The organism is Gammaproteobacteria bacterium, from assembly GCA_035501935.1.
Lineage (GTDB): Bacteria > Pseudomonadota > Gammaproteobacteria > JAJPIJ01 > JAJPIJ01 > JAJPIJ01.
Map to the genome: position 1 here is coordinate 119617 of DATJVC010000024.1, position 18915 is coordinate 138531.

At 62.1% G+C, this 18915-nt stretch carries 17 protein-coding genes; 11 read left to right on the forward strand and 6 right to left on the reverse strand.

Going from position 1 to position 18915, the window contains the following annotated elements; genetic code table 11:
- Positions 1-3 precede the first annotated feature (3 nt).
- A complete protein-coding gene (lptG, locus tag VMH34_06500; protein HTT08424.1) occupies positions 4-1071 on the reverse strand; it encodes an LPS export ABC transporter permease LptG in 1068 nt (355 codons plus the stop codon).
- A gap of 154 nt (positions 1072-1225) precedes the next feature.
- Between lptG and VMH34_06505 the strand changes: the two genes are divergently transcribed.
- From VMH34_06505 to VMH34_06540, 8 genes are all read left to right on the forward strand, one after another.
- Positions 1226-2746 carry a leucyl aminopeptidase gene (locus VMH34_06505; protein ID HTT08425.1) on the forward strand — a complete coding sequence of 507 codons (1521 nt, stop codon included), beginning with the start codon at positions 1226-1228 and terminating at the stop codon, positions 2744-2746.
- Positions 2743-3180: a DNA polymerase III subunit chi gene (locus tag VMH34_06510; protein ID HTT08426.1), complete on the forward strand. Its 438-nt coding sequence runs from the start codon at positions 2743-2745 to the stop codon at positions 3178-3180. Before VMH34_06505 ends, VMH34_06510 begins: the two co-directional genes overlap by 4 nt.
- The gene (locus tag VMH34_06515) at positions 3158-3946 is read left to right on the forward strand and encodes a hypothetical protein (protein ID HTT08427.1); all 789 of its coding nucleotides are present in this window, start codon (positions 3158-3160) and stop codon (positions 3944-3946) included. Before VMH34_06510 ends, VMH34_06515 begins: the two co-directional genes overlap by 23 nt.
- 105 nt (positions 3947-4051) lie before the next feature.
- Complete coding sequence (locus tag VMH34_06520; protein ID HTT08428.1) at positions 4052-4726, forward strand: phosphatase PAP2 family protein; 675 nt, start codon at positions 4052-4054, stop codon at positions 4724-4726.
- Between the two features lie 2 nt (positions 4727-4728).
- Complete coding sequence (locus tag VMH34_06525; GenBank protein HTT08429.1) at positions 4729-7626, forward strand: valine--tRNA ligase; 2898 nt, start codon at positions 4729-4731, stop codon at positions 7624-7626.
- Positions 7627-7696: 70 nt separating this feature from the next.
- Positions 7697-8803 (forward strand): glycosyltransferase family 4 protein, encoded by a 1107-nt coding sequence (locus VMH34_06530; GenBank protein HTT08430.1) that lies wholly within the window; start codon positions 7697-7699, stop codon positions 8801-8803.
- A gap of 1 nt (position 8804) precedes the next feature.
- The gene (locus VMH34_06535) at positions 8805-10037 is read left to right on the forward strand and encodes an O-antigen ligase family protein (protein HTT08431.1); all 1233 of its coding nucleotides are present in this window, start codon (positions 8805-8807) and stop codon (positions 10035-10037) included.
- Positions 10034-11035, forward strand: coding sequence for a glycosyltransferase family 9 protein (locus tag VMH34_06540; GenBank protein ID HTT08432.1), 1002 nt, complete (start codon positions 10034-10036; stop codon positions 11033-11035). The genes VMH34_06535 and VMH34_06540 overlap by 4 nt, the downstream gene beginning before the upstream one ends.
- On the opposite strand, the gene VMH34_06545 is transcribed toward VMH34_06540, so the two are convergent.
- From VMH34_06545 to VMH34_06560, 4 genes are read right to left on the reverse strand one after another with little or no spacing between them, the layout of a single operon-like run.
- Positions 11032-12147, reverse strand: a complete 1116-nt coding sequence (locus tag VMH34_06545) for a glycosyltransferase (protein ID HTT08433.1) — start codon at positions 12145-12147, stop codon at positions 11032-11034. The genes VMH34_06540 and VMH34_06545 overlap by 4 nt on opposite strands.
- Positions 12117-13028, reverse strand: coding sequence for a glycosyltransferase family 9 protein (locus tag VMH34_06550; GenBank protein ID HTT08434.1), 912 nt, complete (start codon positions 13026-13028; stop codon positions 12117-12119). Before VMH34_06550 ends, VMH34_06545 begins: the two co-directional genes overlap by 31 nt.
- Entirely contained in the window at positions 13028-13348 is a 321-nt protein-coding gene (locus tag VMH34_06555) for an MGMT family protein (GenBank protein HTT08435.1), read from the reverse strand. The genes VMH34_06550 and VMH34_06555 overlap by 1 nt, the downstream gene beginning before the upstream one ends.
- Positions 13345-14616, reverse strand: coding sequence for an FAD-binding oxidoreductase (locus VMH34_06560; GenBank protein HTT08436.1), 1272 nt, complete (start codon positions 14614-14616; stop codon positions 13345-13347). The genes VMH34_06555 and VMH34_06560 overlap by 4 nt, the downstream gene beginning before the upstream one ends.
- A gap of 111 nt (positions 14617-14727) precedes the next feature.
- Here VMH34_06560 and VMH34_06565 point away from each other — a divergent pair, with 111 nt between their 5' ends.
- Positions 14728-16881: an EAL domain-containing protein gene (locus VMH34_06565; GenBank protein ID HTT08437.1), complete on the forward strand. Its 2154-nt coding sequence runs from the start codon at positions 14728-14730 to the stop codon at positions 16879-16881.
- A 98-nt stretch (positions 16882-16979) separates the two neighbouring features.
- Here the strand turns inward: VMH34_06565 and gloB are convergent, their stop codons facing one another.
- On the reverse strand, positions 16980-17747 hold the full coding sequence (gene gloB / locus VMH34_06570; protein HTT08438.1) for a hydroxyacylglutathione hydrolase: 768 nt from the start codon (positions 17745-17747) through the stop codon (positions 16980-16982).
- 393 nt (positions 17748-18140) lie between these two features.
- On the opposite strand from gloB, the gene VMH34_06575 reads away from it, so the two are divergent.
- Together VMH34_06575 and VMH34_06580 are read left to right on the forward strand one after the other, a co-directional pair.
- Positions 18141-18479, forward strand: coding sequence for a hypothetical protein (locus VMH34_06575; protein HTT08439.1), 339 nt, complete (start codon positions 18141-18143; stop codon positions 18477-18479).
- A gap of 101 nt (positions 18480-18580) precedes the next feature.
- Entirely contained in the window at positions 18581-18739 is a 159-nt protein-coding gene (locus VMH34_06580) for a hypothetical protein (GenBank protein HTT08440.1), read from the forward strand.
- Positions 18740-18915 lie beyond the last annotated feature (176 nt).

The following is an 18915-nucleotide window of genomic DNA, read 5'->3' on the forward strand; positions in this document are numbered from 1 at the left end:
CCGCTAATTCACCCGCCGCAGTAGAAGCATCCCCGCACCCAAAATCAGCACCGTCGGGGTCAGTACGCACAGCGCGGGGTTCAGGTTGTAGACCAGCCCCACATTGCCGGCGGCCTGGCTGATAATGTGAAAGATAACGCCAACGAGCGATCCGACCAGCACCCGTGCCCCCACGCTGGTGGCACGAGCCGAGGCAAACACCATGGTGATGGCGAGAAACACCATCGCCGCCGTGGCCATCGGGTAGACCAACTTGCTCCACAAGGCCAGTTCATAGCGCAGCGTATTTTCGGCGTTTTTGCGCAGGTAGAGTATGGTGTTCGCCAGGTCCCACAGCGACAGGCTGTTGGGATCGATGATCACCATGCCGATGATTTCCGGCTTGAGCAGGGATTCCCAGGCGGCGCGTGCGATCTTGTGCACCTGCGCCTGGTTCTCGGTAAAGACGGTCTGGCCTATGTCGGAGAGCAGCCATTTTCCACCGGTGTATTGCGCGGCCTGCGCGTAAGTACTGGTGCGCAGCTGGTCGTGGGCGTCGAATTCGTAGAGATAAATACCCTCGAAATGATTACCCGGCAGTACCTTGCGGATGTTGATAAAGCTGTTGCCGTCGCGCGCCCAGAAACCGTTGCGGGTTTTGAGGGAGATTTCGTCGAATAACGCCACTGAACGCAGATCACGCGCCTCTTGCTCGGCGGGCGGGGCGATGAATTCGCCGATGAACAGCGTGGCGATCATGAGGATGAAACCGGTTTTCATGATGGCCTGTATGGTGCGGGCCAGGGACAATCCGGCGGCGCGGATCACCACCATCTCGCTGTGATTGACCAGCCAGCCCAGGCCCAGGAGCGTGCCGATGAGCGCGGCGATGGGGAACAATTGATAGGTCTGCACAGGCATGCGCAGCAACACGTATTCCATCGCCGCCAGCACCCCGTAACGGTTGCGGCCGATTTGATCGAGCTCGTCCAGGAATGCGAAGAAGGAGAAGGCGGCGACCAGAAAGATCAGCACCATGCCCGTGGCACTGGCAATGGTGCGGCCCACATAACGATCCAGGATGCTGACCATGTATTACAGGCGGTCTGACGCCGGAGCCGGCTTGCGACTCTCCTTGGACAATGGTTGAATTCATCATAGCACCGCCTGAAGGAAGGCACAGGGCCTGTGACTTGGTCCGGCGGATTCTGGAGATAGACTCGTGGGAGTGGGAATGAAAAACCCGGTGGAATTTGGAGTGAAAAGCGGTGCCGCGGAAAAACAGCGCGGTGGGTGCGTCATTGTGGGCGTATTCGAGACCCACAAACTTTCTCCGGCGGCAGCGGCGCTGGACCGCGCCTCGCGGGGCTTTATCTCCGGCGTCGTGCGCCGCGGCGATCAACCGGGCAAGCCCGGGCAGACGCTGCTGCTGCATCATGTGCGGGGCGTGGCCGCCGAGCGGGTGCTGCTGGTGGGCGTCGGCCGCGAGCGGGAACTGGATGAATACAAATTCCGCAGAATAAACGCCGCCGCCACGGAGGCCCTGCGCAAGACCGGAGCAGCCGATGCCGTCAGCTATCTGCCGGAACTCGGCGTGCACGACCGCGATACCGGCTGGAAGGTGCGCCACGGCATCGAAGCGGTGCTGGAAAGCGTGTACGTGTTCGACCGCCTGAAATCAAAAAAGCGGGATCTCCCCCCACAGCCCCTGCGCCAGATGACATTGATGGTGGAGCACGGCGAACTGGCGGCGGCGGAGGAGGGCGCGCGCATCGGCCTGGCCGTGGCCAATGGCGTGCACCTGGTCAAGGACCTGGGCAATCTGCCGCCGAATATCTGCACGCCTACCTATCTCGCGGATCAGGCGCGCGAGCTGGCCAGGACGCATCGGAATCTCAAGGTCTCCGTGCTCAAGCGCGCGGAGATTGAAAAGCTGGGCATGGGCGCCTTCATGGCCGTGGCCCGCGGCAGTCACGAACCGCCCCGCCTGATTGTCATTGAATATCGCGGCGGCGGCGCGGTAATGGCGCCGGTGGCGCTGGTGGGCAAGGGCATCACCTTTGACACCGGCGGCATCTCCATCAAGCCGGCGGCGGCCATGGACGAGATGAAATACGACATGTGTGGCGCCGCCACCGTGCTCGGCGTATTGCAGGCCGTGGCCGAGCTCAAGCTACCCCTCAATCTGGTCGGGGTGATCCCGGCCACCGAGAACATGCCCGGCGGCAACGCCACGCGGCCGGCGGATATCGTCACCACCCTGTCGGGGCAGACGGTGGAGATACTGAATACCGACGCCGAGGGCCGACTGGTGCTTTGCGACGCCATCACCTATGCCGAGCGCGAGTACAGGCCCGAGACCGTGATCGACATTGCCACGCTGACCGGCGCCTGTGTCGTTGCCCTGGGCAATCAGGCCAGCGGATTGTTCAGCAACAGTGAGCCGCTCGCGCAGGCGTTGCTGGCGGCGGGTGACACTGCCTGTGATCGCGCCTGGCGGTTGCCGATGTGGGAGGATTATCAGGCGGCGCTCGACAGCAATTTTGCCGACATGGCCAATGTCGGCGGCGGACGCGAGGCGGGCGCCATCACCGCCGCTTGTTTCCTCGCGCGGTTCGCGCGCAAGCTGCGGTGGGCGCATCTGGACATCGCCGGCACCGCCTGGCGCTCCGGCAAGCAGAAGGGTGGAACGGGCCGGCCGGTGCCGCTCCTGGTGCAATACCTGCTGGATCGCCATCGGAGCCGGAAGCCGGCCGCGAAGGCATGACCCGCGTCGATTTTCATGTTTTGCCAATTGATGGCAAGATTGGACACGAACGCTGGGCCTGCAAACTGGCAGCCAAGGCGTGGAAGCAGGGCCACCGGATCCACGTGCACACCGGCGGCGAAGCGGAGATGATGCGTATGGATGAATTGTTATGGACCTTCCGCGACATCAGCTTCCTGCCGCATGCCCCGCTGGGCGATCCGACGGCGGGTGGTGTGGCGATCACGCTGGGGCATGGTGACCTGCCGCCGGAGAGCAATGAAGTCCTGGTGAATCTGGCCCACCCCGTGCCGTCTTTTTTCAGCCGTTTCGAGCGGGTGATAGAGATCGTGCCCGCGGAGGCGGAGGCGCGGGCCAACGCCCGCGAACGCTACCGCTTCTATCAGGAACGCGGGTACCCGTTGCAGAATCATGACATCCGCGGTGATGACTGATCCCATTCCCGATCAGCAGAAACCGACCACGTCCACACCGGATGCCTCCGGCGATTTGGTACAGGCCGTGGAGGCGCTGGATCATCTTATCGAGGCGAAAAAAGAAACGCTCTGTCATCAGGTTGATTTATTGTCCCAGGAGGAGGAAATACCGGCCCACCCCGAAGCGGTGCCATTGCTGACTGAACGCGTGGATGCAAAAGGGGGAATATCTCATTTACCGCAACCATCGGCGGAAGATTTATTTGCGGATGAAGACGAAAACAAGGTGCCTGAAACGGACCCGACCCGCGCCACCCAGCAATTGATAGAGGAATTACGGGCCGTGATCGATGCGGGTTTGACACGCGTGGCCGAGACCACGCGCGCGGCGGTGACGCAGGAACTGCGCGGCACCGGCAATATCACCAATCCCGCCGGCGCCGATTTCACGGCGCCGGCGGAATTGCGCACACTGGCGCATGCCGTGGATGTGACTTTAAAGCGGCACGGTCTGGGCTCGGCGCGGCAGGAAGAACTCTACGGCGAGTTGATCAGCGAACTGGGCCGCATACTGCGCGTCGGACTGGAATGGCTGCACCGTAACATGGCGCTGGCGGTGAGCAACCGCCTGCAGGCGCGGGCCCGGCGTCTGCTGCATGATACGGCGGGCGGCGATACCGCCCAGCAACGGGACTGGCTGGCCGCCGATGCACCGACGGTGGCGATGGGCGGCGAGAACGGCGATAATCCGCCGCATCATCACGGCGATCAACGCCCGCATTAACCGGAGCAGATACTGCATTGCCACGTCTCTCCTTTGTTTCGAGAGGGATGGTGCCGCGGATAGCGTGCCGAACCTGAACGTCCCTTCCGCACCAAACCACCACCCATGCGCCTATTGATTACAAACCTGTGGATCGTATTGTTTCTGATCTGCGCCCTGATTTTTTCGGTCTGGCCGGGCATCGATTTGTCCGTGAGCCACCGCTTCTACGATCCCGCTCGCGGTTTCTATCTGGCCCAGGGCTGGTGGCCGCAATTTTTCTATCAGTTGCTGGGGCTGAAGGCATTGACCTTGGTCGCCGCGTTCGGGCTGCTGTTTACGGGTGCGTTTTTCCTGCGTCGCAATGGGCAACTGTGGCGCTGGCGGATCATTTATCTTTTTCTGGTGCTGCTGCTGGGACCGGGATTGGTGGTGAACGTGCTGCTGAAGGAACACTGGGGCCGCGCGCGTCCCCATCAGATCATCCAGTTCGGCGGCACTGCGCGGTTCACGCCGGCGCTCGAACCGGCGCAAGAGTGTCCCAAAAACTGCTCGTTCGCCAGCGGCCATGCCGCACTGGGTTTTTATCCGTTGAGCCTGGGTTTCGTTTTTATGAGGTGGCGACGGTTCTGGCTGGCGGCGGGCATGGGTATCGGCGGACTGGCGGGGTATTTCCGCATCATCCAAGGTGCGCATTTTCTGAGTGACGTGGTGTTTGCTTTTTTCGTCGTGTACGGCTCGGCGGCGATGATGCACAGAGTATTGCGCCGGCGATTGCTGCCGGCTGAAGCGAAGGCATGAACATGGATAAAGTCTACGAACCAAAACTGATTGAAAAGAAATGGGCGGAGACGTGGGAGCAACGCGGTTGGTTCCAGCCCGCGAAAACGGGCGAACCCTACTGCGTCATGCTGCCGCCGCCGAACGTCACCGGCAGCCTGCACATGGGCCATGCCTTCCAGGACACGCTCATGGACGCGCTCATCCGTTATCACCGCATGCGCGGCCGCCGGGCGTTGTGGCAGGGCGGCACCGATCATGCCGGCATTGCCACGCAAATGGTGGTCGAGCGGCAATTGGCGCAGAAAAGCAAGACCCGTCACGATCTGGGGCGCGATGACTTTGTCGCGGAAGTCTGGCGCTGGAAGGAGGAATCCGGCGGCACCATCACGCGCCAGTTGCGACGCATGGGCGCGTCGCTCGACTGGACGCGCGAGCGCTTCACCATGGACGAAGGGCTGTCGAAAGCCGTCACCGAGGTTTTTGTGCGCCTGCATGAAGAGGGCCTCATCTACCGCGGCAAGCGGCTGGTCAACTGGGATCCGATGCTGCACACGGCCATCTCCGATCTCGAAGTCATCGCCGAGGAAGAGCAGGGCCAGCTCTGGCACATTCGCTATCCATACGCCGAGGGCAGGGGCCACGTCGTCGTCGCCACCACGCGGCCGGAGACCATGCTGGGCGATGCCGCCGTCGCCGTACACCCGGAGGACGAGCGCTATAAGCATCTCGTCGGCAAACAACTGGTTCTGCCGCTCACCGGCCGTAAGATTCCAGTTATTGCCGATGAATATGTTGATCCGGAATTTGGATCAGGCTGCGTGAAAATTACCCCCGCTCACGATTTCAACGACTACGCTGTCTGGCAAAGGCACAAAGAGGAAGATTGTTTCAGATCGCAACCACAAAATGGCTTGATCAATATCTTTACTCCTGATGCTTCAATTAAGAAGTCCGAGCTAGACGATTTTACTTGGGGTCATCGAGCCGTAGATAGAAAAGGTGTGGAGGTTGCCGATGGAGAAGGACTCACGGGAGCGTTAACGTACACGCTAATCCCTGAAATATTTCGTGGCATGGATCGGTTCAAGGCGCGCAAGCAAATCGTCTCTGATCTGGAGGCGCAAGGCCTGATCGAGAAGATTGAGCCGCACAAACTGATGGTGCCGCGCGGCGATCGTTCACATGTCGTCATCGAGCCGTATCTCACCGATCAGTGGTACGTGAAAATCGAGCCATTGGCGAAGGAGGCGGTGCGCACGGTCGAAGACGGCCGGATCAAATTCGTCCCGGAAAACTGGGCCAAGACCTACTACGAATGGATGCGCAACATCCAGGACTGGTGCATTTCGCGCCAGCTGTGGTGGGGCCACCGCATCCCGGCATGGTACGACGAGCAGGGCAGGGTTTACGTCGGCCGCACTGAAGAGGAAGTGCGCGCGAAGCACAAACTGCCGGCCAAGATGAATCTTACACAGGACGTAGATGTGCTCGACACCTGGTTCTCTTCCGCCCTGTGGCCGTTCTCGACGCTGGGCTGGCCGGAGCAGACAGCGGAGTTGAAGGCCTTTTATCCCACCAGCGTGCTGGTCACCGGGTTCGACATCATCTTTTTCTGGGTGGCGCGCATGATCATGATGGGTTTGAAGTTCATGGGTGACGTGCCATTCCGCGAGGTCTATTTTCACGGCCTGGTGCGCGACGCGGATGGCAACAAGATGTCGAAGTCCAAGGGCAACATCCTCGATCCGCTGGATTTGATCGACGGCATCGATCCCGAATCGCTGGTGAAGAAACGCACCACGGGCCTGATGCGGCCGCAGGACGCGCCCAAGATCGAAAAGGCCACCCGCAGGGAATTCCCGGATGGCATTGCCGGCTATGGCACCGACGCGCTGCGCTTCACCTTTGCGGCGCTCGCCACGCAGGGACGCGACATCCGTTTCGACGTCAAGCGCATCGAGGGCTACCGCAACTTCTGCAACAAGCTCTGGAACGCCGCACGTTTTGTACTGATGATGGTCGAGGGACAGGAACAGGGCTTGCGCACCAAGGAGGTTGAACTTGGGCCGGCCGAGCGCTGGATCCGTTCGCGGTTGCAGCATGTAATCACCGCGGTCGTGGAATATTTCGCGGGTTATCGTTTCGATCTGGCCGCACAGGCCATCTATGAATTCGCATGGGACGAGTTCTGCGATTGGTACTTGGAATTGTCGAAGACCGTCCTCAATGATGCAAAGAGCGGCGACGCGATGAAGGCAGGCACGCGTCAGACACTGATTACGACGCTTGAAACACTGCTGCGGCTGGCGCATCCGATCATGCCCTTCATCACCGAGGAGATCTGGCAGCGCGTAGCGCCAATCGCAGGTATCAAAGGCGAAACCATCATGCTTCAGACCTATCCGCAGCCCGACGCAGCGCTTACGGACAGCGCCGCGGAACGCGAGTTGAAGTGGGTAAAGTCTTTCGTTCTCGGTGTGCGGCGCATCCGTGCTGAAACCAACACCGCTCCCGGCAAGCCCCTGTCGGTGGGGACTCAAGGTGGATCAGACGAGGAAAACCGCTGGCTGGAAACAAGCGCCACGGCGATTTGTATTATTGCGCGGATTACTTTAAATGGGAAACAAACATCACAGGCAACATCTGAATCAGCGACGGCCTTGGTCGGTGGGATGACACTGCAAGTCCCGTTGGCTGATCTCATAGATCCGCGCGCTGAACTTGCGCGTTTGGACAAAGAAATTGCCCGGTTACAGCTGGAGCGGCAGCGCGTGGAAGCCAAGCTGGCCAACGAAAACTATGTGTCACGCGCGCCGGCGGAAGTGGTGGCCAAGGAGCGAGCGCGTTTGGAAGAAAGCGCCACGGCGATTACACAACTCAGTTTTCACCGTGAAAAAATTGCTCGCTTGAAACACTGATTTCCAACATGATTGGCATCGCAAAGCGGCAATTGAGAATCACATTATTACTATTCTCTAGGCAGCCCGTGTGGGACTGACAATCGTCCAAGTCCTGCCGGCACTGGAAATGGGCGGTGTGGAGCGCGGCACGGTGGAGGTCGCGCACGAACTCTGCCGGCGCGGTCATCGCGCCATCGTGATCTCAGCCGGTGGACGGCTGGAGGGCCAACTCAGGCAGGCCGGTGCCGAGCACCTGACCTGGCCCATCGGCACGAAGTCACCGCTCACCTTTCGTTTTGTGCCCAGGTTGCGGCGGCTGTTCAGGCAGGAGCGCGTGGACATCGTGCACGCGCGCTCACGACTGCCGGCCTGGGTCGCGCATTTCGCTCTGCGCGGTATGATGGCCGCGCGGCCGGCGTTCGTGACCACCGTGCACGGCCCCTATTCTGTCAGCCGCTACAGCGCCATTATGACGCGTGGTGATCGGGTCATCGCCATCTCGCGCTGGATCGAGCAATACATCAAGACAAATTATCCCAAGGTCGATCCAGAAAAAATTCGCGTGATTCCGCGTGGCGTGGATCCAAAAATATTCCGTCACGGATATCTCCCGGACGCGGCATGGTGCGCGGAGTTCGAGCAGGCATTTCCGCAGACGCGAGGGAAGCAACTGTTAACCTTGCCGGGGCGCTTGAGCCGGCGCAAAGGCCAGCAGGATTTTCTGTCGCTATTGCGCGCGCTGACGCAGCGACGATTGCCCGTGCACGGATTGATTGTCGGCGGCGCGCACCCGCGCCGCGCGGCATATGTGAGGGAACTACAGGACGCGATTCACGATTTGAACCTCGCATCGCAGGTGACCATGACCGGACCGCGCAATGATCTGCGCGAAATCATGGCGATCTCACGCATCGTTTTCAATCTTTCGACGGAGCCCGAAGGATTCGGGCGCACGACCCTGGAGGCGCTGAGCCTGGGCGTGCCGGTCATTGGTTATGCCCACAGCGGCACGGCCGAATTGCTCAGCGAACTGTACCCCACCGGTCTGGTGCCGACAGGACATCAAGACGAATTGCTGGCCAGAGCAACGCAATTGCTGAACGCGCCGCCGCCCGTGCCAGCGTCGCATCCCTACACCTTGCAGACCATGCTCGACGCCACGCTGGATGTTTATCAATCACTGGCACGCGTGTAGGATGCCTCACGATAACGCAACGGCTGCGTCGGCGTTGAAACAGTTACGGAGACACTACTTCACATGGGGCTGGATGCTGCCGGCCCTGTTGCCGTTGCTGCAAATCGCGGGCCGCGCCGCGTTCCATATCGTTGGCGTAATCTATCTGATCTGGGCGCTGGCCTCTCTCTACGGCTGCAAGTTGTACATCGAACGCCGGGTGCTGCTGCCGTATTTACTCATGATGGTCGTTTTCCTTGCCAGCGTGCTGGCGGCGGGCACCGGATGGGACGGAATCCACAGTTGGCTGGATTTCGTACTCTATAGCTGCATCAGCCTCATCATGCTGGCCAGCCTGCCATTTGTTGGCGATGATGGTCGCGCCCGTCTACTGACCTTGATTGGTATTGTAGGCATTGTCGCCGTCATCATTCTGTACCTGGCGTTACCGCTGCAGGTGTCGCACCCCGGTTTCATACCGCGGACATCGATGCGGGCCGATAATCTGCCCCTGCTGACGCCGTTCGCGCTCTATCTGCTGCAATATCAATGGCGCCACCCCCGGCGACAATTGATTGCCGCGATATTTCTCGTGGCCGTGGTGGTTTACGTGATTGGTTCGGAGACGCGGGCCACGCTGGCGGCCCTGATCATCGCGCTGGCGTTCTATGCCGTCGCGGTGATGCGTCTGCGACTGCGCACGGCGGCCGCAATGGCGATTGTCATCCTGCTGCTCGCCGGCGCGGCGGTGGGCGATGTGCTCATTCGCGGTGCCGAGCGGTTCCATTCGGTCACCGAATTTCTGGATGTCGCCTCCAGCGGCCGCACGCAACTGTGGCGGCAGGCGCTGCAATCCCCGCCCGCGAATATCTGGCTCGGCGTGGGCCTTGGCACCTTGAAACGGGAAACGGGCAGTGAAGTACTGCAGCTGAAATTCGGCGATCAATCCGGCACCGTCAAACACCTGCATAATTTCCTCCTGGACTGCTGGTACGAAACCGGGTTCGTCGGCGCGGGCGCATTATTGCTCTGGCTCGGGACGCTCGGTTACGCGGCCCTGCGCCGGCTGCGGACTGCGGACGGCGCGGCCCGATCCCGGGTGGCGGTTTTGCTTTCCGCCGCCGCCGCCATCCTTGTCGATGCCTCGTTGACGCATTCGTACGGCTCCAAGCAATTCGCCACTTATTTATTCCTGTTTCTCGTCCTCGCCGCCACCGACACGCCGCGCATCAACCCCAATACATTCAGAGCATGACTGCTTCGAACCGCGTGCTGATCATCAAACTGGGCGCGCTGGGTGATGTCATCATGGCCACGGCGTTCCTGGATCGCATACGTGCCGCCCATGCCGGCGATGAAATCGACGTGCTGACGTCGCCGCCGTACGCGGATATTTTCCGGCGCTTTGAGGGGCTGCGGGTCAGGGCCGTCCCGCGTCATGGCCTGTTGAATGCGTTGCGCACCGTCTTCTGGATGCGGGGCCGCCGCTTCCGGCGTCTCTATGATCTGCAATCGAGCGATCGCACGGCAATTCTATGCGCCTTGAGCGGCGTGCCGGAGCGGGTCGGCAACCTGCCGCATTATCCCTACACGCATCATCCCGCGGATCGCTACACCGGTCAGTGTCACATCTTCGAACGCATGCAGGCCGTGCTGGCTGCCGCCGGCCTGCCGGCGGATGATCGGCGGCCGTCGCTGCCCTGCCTGCCCGCGGAGCGCGATCACGTCCGCCAGTGGCTCAGGGATCACCGGCTTTTGGGACGGTCCTACGCGGTGATGCACGCCGGTTCGAGTCCGCAATGGCCGGCCAAACGCTGGCCGTATTACCCCGCGCTGGCCTACGCCCTCTCCCGGCGCGGCATCGAGACCGTGTGGGCGGGCGCGCGGCCGGATGCCGCCCTGAACACCCAATTGACGGCGCAGACCGGTGTCGACGCGACGAATGAATTCAATTTTGCCGAACTGGCCGAATTGGGGCGGCAGGCGCGCTTCGCGGTGACCAACGACTCCGGTCCGATGCACATCCTGGCCGCCGCCGGCATTCCGGTGTACGCCTTCTTCGGCCCGACGTCATGGTGGCGCAGTCACGCGGTCGGCCAGCGCGGGCGCGTGCTGTACAACCCGTCACCGTGCCAGGCCTGCGGCCGCGCCGATCGCGCCACCGCCGTGGACCACACCTGTCTCCCGGGCATCATGGTGGATGAGGTGCTGCAGCGCCTGCAGCAGGAAAAATTGTGTCCAGAGGTTTCCTAGAGCGAGCCGAGCAGTCGTTGGTAGAGATCCAGATAAGCGGTGACGATCGCCTCGCGGCCATGTTTGAGCGCGAGCGTTTTGTGGCCGCCATCGATCAAGCGCTGGCGCGCGCCGGATGTTTCCGTGAGCAATTGCTGTAAACACGCCGCCAAATCACGAGCGTCACCCACATCGACCAGCAAACCGTTTTCACCGTCGGTGATCAATTCACAGGCCCCCTTGGTGCGCGTGGCGATCACCGGAACGCCGTGCGCCCAGGCCTCGAGAATGACATTGCCGAGTGGTTCATGGCGCGACGGGCACATGAACACCTCCGCCAGCGCGTAATAGGGTGTCACGTCCTTCTGCCAGCCGGGCCAGATCACACGCGCCTCCATTTTGAGTTCGCGGGCGTGACGTTGCAGCGAGGATCGCAATGGTCCGTCGCCGACGATCAAGAGGTATAGCGGTCGATCCGATCCCGCAATTGATCGATGCTTGAATAGTTGAACAAAGGCGGACAGCAGGTCCTCGAACCCCTTGTTGGGATGGAAGCGTCCCATGCCCAGCACCACGCGGGCGTTTTCGGGCAGCTCCAACTTGTGGTGCAGCGCCGCCAGGGTGTCGTGATTCACCGGCGCCGGCGGATCGACGAAATTGCCGATCTGAAAGACGCGATTCGACGGCAGGCCGCTGCGCAGCAGGTAATCGCACAAGTCGCGGGTGTTGCCGATCCAGGCATGTGCGTGGCGGTAGCCCTTGAGATTGTAATAACCGCCCAGCCGGGCGATGTGCACGGGTGCGCGGCCTGTCGGCAAGCGCGTCAGGCGGGTGGCGCGGCCCATGTAGGTCTGCACGATCTGCGGCGTCAGTTCCTGGATGCGGCGGCGCAATTGAAACGCCGACCACAAATCCCACACGCTGCGCATGCCGATGTGCAGTTGCCGCACGCCGGCCGGCAATTCCCCGCGCAGCTCGCTTGCCGCCGGCAGCACGGCGGTGACCGGCTGGCCGCGTTCTGCGAGCGCCGCCGACAGGCGGCAGTAGAACCGCTCGGCGCCTCCCCAGTGCCGGCTGCCGATGACGTGGAAGCTGTGTAGGGTCATGGCGCGGGCATCGACTTCCGGCGCCACGAAATGACCTGCGCCGCCACGGCCTCCGGCGTGAGGAGTTTCAAATCCCGAGCCGGCGCACACAGCCACTGCGCCCGGTCGCCCCACGGATGATAACGTTCCGGCTGGCCGGGGCCGAACAGCGTCAATGTCGGCGTCCCCACCGCCGCGGCCAGGTGGCCGGGACCGGAGTCGTTGCCGATGAAATACGCCGCGCGTTCCAGCACCGCCGCGGCCTGCAACAATGAGGTCTCCCCGGCCAGGTTCACGGCCGGCAGCGGCGAGGATCGCGTCAGCGCCGCCGCCAGCGCGAAGTCCTTCGGTCCCCCGCAGGCGATCACGGCGTCGAATTGATCGCAAAGCCGCGCCAGCAATTCCTGAAAGTGCGTCAGAGGCCAAATCTTGCCGGGCCAGTTGGCGCCCGGCGCGCAGGCCAGCCAGCGCGTGCCCGGCAATCGCGCCAGCATCCGCGCCGCTTGCGCCCGTTCATCATCGCTCAACCACACCCGCGTCGCCGGCGGAGAGCCTCGCGACAGCGGTTGCACGACGGCCAGATGGCGCAACACCGCGTGCCCGCCGACGCGCGGGCTGTTCAGGCGCGTGCAGCGGCGCCCGGCGCGCAGCAGCCAGGCCAGCACCTCCGTGCGCAGGTCCACCGCGACGTCGTATCGCCGCCGCCGGAGCCGGCGCACCAGCGCCAGACGGCCCGCCCAGCCCCGGCGCTTGTGCAACACGAACAATTCCCCCAGCCAGGGGCAATGTTGGAACAACCCGGCGGAGCGCGGATCGGCGACGATATCGATGCGATGATTCGGCAAGGCGTCATGCAACACCTGCAAAGCCGGAATGGTGAGGATCGCGTCCCCGATGTTGCTCAAGGTGATGAATAAATTCCGCGGCATCAGGCGACCCAGCCGTAGATTGACAGCGCCACGACTCCGGCGGCGTTTAAGATCACGCCCTCGCGTTCCAACCGCAGACGCTGGGTTTGATCGGGGCCGGACTCGCGGCGCGGGCTGATGCCGCCGCGCGCGTTGATTACGCGATGCCAGGGCACGTCGCTGCCCGGCGGCAGCGCATGCAGGGCGTAGCCCACGTGGCGCGAGTAACGCGGCAGTCCGGCCAGCCGCGCAATCTGGCCGTAGGTCGCCACGCGGCCGGCGGGAACGCGGCGCACGACCTTGTAGAAACGCGCATACAGATCTGAGCGCGGCGGGCTCATAACCAATCGCGGAGCCGGTAGTAGGCCACGGCCAGCGCATGCAGCGGCCCGCGCAATAATTTACCGCCCGGGAGATCGCGATGCGGCAGTTTGGCGAGGAAATCGAAACGCCCGGCGGTGCCCGCGACCGCCCCGGCCAGCAGCTGCCCGCCGAGGACCGCCATGGCCGCGCCCTGACTGGCGCAGCCGTGCGCAAAGTACACGCGGGGATGCAATCGACCGAAACGCGGCGCGCAGTTTGTGGCCAGGTCCACCGCGCCGCCCCACGTATGTTCCTGCCGGACACCCTGCAGTTGCGGGAACACCCGCAACATCCGCCGGCGCAGACTCGCGGCCAGCTGTTGCGGCGTCGGCGCAAGCCTCCCGATTGAACCGCCGAACAGCAGCCGCCAGTCCGCCGACAAGCTGAAATGATCGCGCATGAAGCTCATATCCGTCACCGCCGCGTTGGTGGGCAGGATATCACGCGCGCGCGCCTCGCCCAGCGGTTCGGTCGCCGTCGTGCCGATGCCGATCGGCAGGCTCTTGGGCGATGGATCATGGGCAAACCCGCCGACATTTTCGGCGCCGCAGAGCAATACATGCCGGCAATGGATCGTTCCCCTTGGCGTCCGTACGCTGATTGACGTGTTCGTGTCCACGTGCAGGACGGGCGATGCCTCAAAAAATCGCACACCGGAATTCTGCGCCGCCGCCGCGAGGCCCAGGGCATATTTCAACGGATGCACGTGGCCGCCACGGGCATCATAGAGTCCGGCGGTATAACGCGAAGTGTGCACAAACTCATCGAGATAATCCTTCTCGATGAACAACAGATGCGGATAGCCACAGGCCTCCTCCAATTCACGCTTGAAAGCACGAAGCTGCCGGTAATGACGCGGCTTGAGGGCGGCGAGCAGCTGGCCTCCGGCGAAATCGCAGGCGATGTGATGTTCCGTCATCAATGCCATGGCGGTCGCCACGGCTTCAATACGCAATTGCCACAGCCGACGCAGATCGGATCGCGCGATTCGGCTGCTGGACCCATCCAGGTCGCGCGCGTCGTCACGAATCAATTCGCCAACGCGCGCACCATGGCCCACCCGCACCGCCTCCAGCACGATGACGCGATATCCGCGTTCGGAGAGATGCAGCGCCGCGGCACAGCCGGCGATGCCCGCGCCCACCACGCACACGTCGCAATCGGACGGCCCGTCGAGCGCGGGATGCGCTGGCGCCGCCGCCATGGCGGCCTCGTAATATGAACCCTCTTGGAGTGGACGGGACATGATTTGGAGCCGTTGCGTGCGCGGACGGCCAATGTGCTGCACCGCACATCATGGGGCCGCAGGAACAAATATAATATAGAAAGTGCGCCCGACCCGAATGAGGCCGCCCGTTTGGAACAAAAACAAATATTACGCGTGATCATCATCGATGATGCGCCGGAACGCGCCGAGGAGCTGATCAACTGGCTGCGGCGCGGGGAGTACTACATTCGCCCGCGTTTCATCCCGCGCGCCGAGGAACTGGCCGACCTTTTGCGCCGGGAAGTGTGGGACATGCTGCTGGTTGCGGGTTCGCGCTGGCCGGCGGAAGTATCGCCGTGCGCGGCGGCGATCAAGAGCGCCAAATCCGACATGGTGCTGATGGCCGTCGATGACGCCGACCGGCCGGCGGCGACCGAGGCCATCGATACCGCCATCAAGGCGGGCGCGGCGGACATTGTGCCGCGGCGCGAAAACCGGCTGATGCATTCGGTGAACCGGAGTTTCCGCACCGTGCACGAACGGCGCACTCGACGGGCGCTGAAACTCGCCCTGAACACGACCGAGGCGCGCTGCCGCAACCTGATCCTCGCGTCTCCGACCGCCATCGCCTGCGTGTCGGCCGGCGGACACATCGTCGCGAACACGGCCTGGCTGCAATTGTTCGGCTACGCGTGGGCGGAGGACCTGGCGTCGGTCAAACTGGAGGACTTGATCGCCCCCGAGGAGCGCAAACAACTGCAGGCCGCGCTGAACACCCTGAACAGCGACAGCGGCACGCCCATCGTGGCCGAGCTGACCGGCATTCGCGCCGACAAAGGCACGATCAAACTCAATGTCGAAATCGAATCCGCGTTTCAGGAAAACATGCCCTGCCTGCAGGTCACGGCGTCGCCGAGATCATCGGATGCGAAAACTGCTCCCGCCCCGCCGCCGCAGGTGGCCAGGCCGGCACCAGTGACGAGTGCGCCCCCGCCCCAGCCGGCAGCGCCCAAAGCCCCGGCGGCGGCAAGCACACCTCCGCCGCCCGCTGCCGCCAAAGGACCGGACCCATTCACAAGCGCAGCGGAGGCATGTATCACCGTGGCCGCAGGAGGACGGGAGCAAAGCGCGCTGCTATGCGTGGAGATCGTTCGCTGGAAACAGCTGCAGGCGGCGGTGGGCGAGGCCATGAAGCAGGTACTCACCACGCTTGAAAACCTGATCAAACCGCACCTGAGCAGTCGTTATCCCATGACCGGCATCGACGAGCACACGCTGGCCGTCCTGATGCCGAAGACCAACGCCTCCACGGCGAAGGAATTCGCGACCGGACTCCTGCAACATGTGGATGAATACACCTTCAAGGTCGGCGATCGCAGCCTGCGCGTGAACACGCAGATCGGCATCGTTCGCATCACGGATTTATACACCGCCTATGCGGACGTGCTTGAGGACGCCCGCCAGGCCTGCCGCACCGGCCTGCTCAACGGTCATCGCGTCGAGGTTTTTGGCGAGGCATTCTCCGAAACCCAGCGCAGCCTGTCGCTGGTCGGTCTGGAGTCCTTCATCGATCGCGCCATCAAGGAGGATCGCCTGAGCCTGGTCTACCAGCCGCTCCTGGGGCTGAAGGACGATCCGCAGCCCATGTACGAGGCCTTTCTGCGCATGCGGGACGAGACCGGCGCCAACGTGCCGGTGGCGGCGCTGTTCGCGGCGGCGCGCGTGCAGGACGCGACATCGCCGCTTGATCACTGGATCGTGGATCACGCCATCACCATCCTGCAAAACCAGACGGACAATCCGGCCCTGCGGCTGTTCATCAAGCTGGAGCGCGAATCGGTCAAGAGCGAATCGCTGCTGCTGGCCATGGCGCGATGGCTGCGCGAGCGGCATGTCGCCGCCAACCGGCTGGTGATCGAAGTCTCCGAGATCACCCTGTCGCAGGACCCGATCTATATCCGCGCATTTTTTTCCAGCCTGCGCAAACTCGGCTGTGGCGTGGCCGTCGAGCATTTCGGCATCGGCCTGAGCGCGCAAAAACTCCTGGAAGGTCTGCCGGTGGATTACATCAAGATCGACGCCATGTTGATCGCCCACATGACGCAGGAGCAGGAAAGCGCGAATGCCGTGCAAGCCATCGTGAAGCACGCGAGCGGGCGGGGCATCGCCACCATCGCCGAATGGGTGAAGGACGCCCCCACCCTGATGGCGGTCATCAACGCCGGCATCGACTACGCGCAGGGCGTCTACGTCCAGGAGCCGTCCCCGGTGATGGATTTCGACTTCGCTTCGCGCAGCGTCTGACGGAGCGGGCGGTAAGGAGGCCGTTCGCCCTGAGGCATCGAAAGGTGAACGGTCACTGGTACGAACGGTTTGTTTGCCTTAAAACGTCTCGTGTAATCCTAAAATTTATCCTTCCAGGATCGCAACGCCGCAAATGCCGCCACAGGGTCATCGTTGTCGATAATTTTCCTGGCGCGCAGCATTTCCCGGAAGTTCGCGTCCGCGCAGCGCAGGAAGGGATTCGTTTCCAGTTCCAACTGCATCGTCGAGGGCACGGTGGGCTCGTCCCTGGCGCGTTTCGTGGCCTCCGCGGTCTCCCGTTGCAGCAGCGGCGCGTAATCGCTCTCCACCGCCCTGGCGAAGCGGATGTTATTCAGCGTGTACTCATGGGCGCAGTAAACCTCGGTGTTTCTGGGCAGGGCGGCGAACTTCTGCAGGGAGGCGTACAACTGCGCCGCCGTGCCCTCGAACAATCTCCCGCAGCCACAGGCGAACAGCGTATCGCCGCAGAACAACCACCCATTTCCATAAAAGGCGATTTGATCCAGCGTGTGGCCGGGCACTTCCATGACACGGAATGACAGATTCAAAGCCGGCAGGTTGGCCATGTCGCCCTCCCGAAGCTCGCGGGAAACATAGGGGATATGGGAACCGGCCGGGCCGTACACCGGCACATTGAATTCATGGGTCAACTCCGGCAGGCCGCCGGTGTGATCGCCGTGATGATGCGTGATCAGGATATCGCAGAGCTTGAGCTGTTCCGCCTTGAAGTGCTCCAGCACGGGCTGCGCGTCGCCCGGATCGACCACGGCCGCGTTCCGGCCGTGGCGGAGCACCCAGATGTAGTTGTCCTGAAACGCCCGCAGCGGATAAACCGAAGTCGTCATATGCATATTTTAGGAGATTGGGGTCTCAAATCCTCCGCCTTATCGCATCAAATGTCATCCGCCTTGCAAGAACCGGATTCGTGGTCTAGTCTTGATAAACAGCAGTTAAAAAAGTCCGATAAAGAATCTGTCTTCCCAACGAGTAGCGAACAGCCAGGCGGTGCTCCAACTTGCCGGAGGGCCCGGTCAAGCCTGCTCGATGGGGGACAGGGGCGGCGGACGGATACGCAGGATGTGAAAAGTCCGTCGCCCCTGATTTGTCCCGATGATGTGGATCGCTGAAAAGGAAACAGACGGCCGCCATCTGCAATTTCCCGCACGTCCCCACGCGCTTCGGCCGTTCCTTTGTCGAAGGGATATAATAAACACGGGGCCAATAAAGGGGGGGATGCCATGCCAGCATTTAATCGAGTTGCGCTAATCGCCACGGTTCTGCTCGCCGGTTGCACTGCGCCTGTCACCATGATGTACGCCCCCTGCACCGGGAATGAGGATTGCAAGATCGTCGGTGAAAAACCCGCGGCGGGACATCTGGTCTTCAAGATCAACGACGAGAAGGTGGCCGAGGGCAGGACGGACCTCTGGACACACGTGGGACATGTCTCCGGCCGCTGGCAGGGCAAGCCCTTTGATGCGGACTGTCATCAGGGCGGTGACGGCTGGGACAGGTGGGAAGCCTGCGACATCGTCATCGACGGCAGACCGGTCGGTGAGATGAATTTTTCCAAGTAGCGTGAAGCCACCAAAAGTAATTGGTAGGTCTGCAGGAATCGATCGTTTCGCCGGGTGAAAAAGAATAGTGGTACGTCCCCTAAGTACTAGCCGAGGGCAGCGTGGATATCTGGACGAACGCGGGCTATATCACCGGCCGCTGGCAGAACAAGGAGGTCGGCGCGCGTTGCCGTCAGGGTGGCGACGGTTTTCGCACATGGGAGATCTGCGATGTCGTCGTCGGCGGAGAGTTCGCTGGCGAGCTGAATTTTTCCAAGTAGCGTGAAGCCACCAAAAGAAATTGGTGGGTCTGCAGGAATCGATCGTTTCGCCGGGTGAAAAAGAATAGTGGTACGTCCCCTCAGTATTCTTCACCTTTTTAGATGTTGTTACAGTTGTGTTATATTAATTTAATGAAGCACCAAGGATTTCCTATGGCTCTGGCTCTACTTTAATG

What these genes read in the sequence shown, in the direction of transcription:
- VMH34_06575 (HTT08439.1), top strand. Translation starts at nt 18,141, where the DNA reads ATGCCAGCATTTAATCGAGTTGCGCTAATCGCCACGGTTCTGCTCGCC.
- VMH34_06540 (HTT08432.1), top strand. Translation starts at nt 10,034, where the DNA reads ATGACTGCTTCGAACCGCGTGCTGATCATCAAACTGGGCGCGCTGGGT.
- VMH34_06510 (HTT08426.1), top strand. Translation starts at nt 2,743, where the DNA reads ATGACCCGCGTCGATTTTCATGTTTTGCCAATTGATGGCAAGATTGGA.
- lptG (HTT08424.1), bottom strand. Translation starts at nt 1,071, where the DNA reads ATGGTCAGCATCCTGGATCGTTATGTGGGCCGCACCATTGCCAGTGCC.
- VMH34_06515 (HTT08427.1), top strand. Translation starts at nt 3,158, where the DNA reads ATGACATCCGCGGTGATGACTGATCCCATTCCCGATCAGCAGAAACCG.
- VMH34_06520 (HTT08428.1), top strand. Translation starts at nt 4,052, where the DNA reads ATGCGCCTATTGATTACAAACCTGTGGATCGTATTGTTTCTGATCTGC.
- VMH34_06560 (HTT08436.1), bottom strand. Translation starts at nt 14,616, where the DNA reads ATGTCCCGTCCACTCCAAGAGGGTTCATATTACGAGGCCGCCATGGCG.
- VMH34_06555 (HTT08435.1), bottom strand. Translation starts at nt 13,348, where the DNA reads ATGAGCCCGCCGCGCTCAGATCTGTATGCGCGTTTCTACAAGGTCGTG.
- VMH34_06535 (HTT08431.1), top strand. Translation starts at nt 8,805, where the DNA reads ATGCCTCACGATAACGCAACGGCTGCGTCGGCGTTGAAACAGTTACGG.
- VMH34_06550 (HTT08434.1), bottom strand. Translation starts at nt 13,028, where the DNA reads ATGCCGCGGAATTTATTCATCACCTTGAGCAACATCGGGGACGCGATC.
- gloB (HTT08438.1), bottom strand. Translation starts at nt 17,747, where the DNA reads ATGACGACTTCGGTTTATCCGCTGCGGGCGTTTCAGGACAACTACATC.
- VMH34_06525 (HTT08429.1), top strand. Translation starts at nt 4,729, where the DNA reads ATGGATAAAGTCTACGAACCAAAACTGATTGAAAAGAAATGGGCGGAG.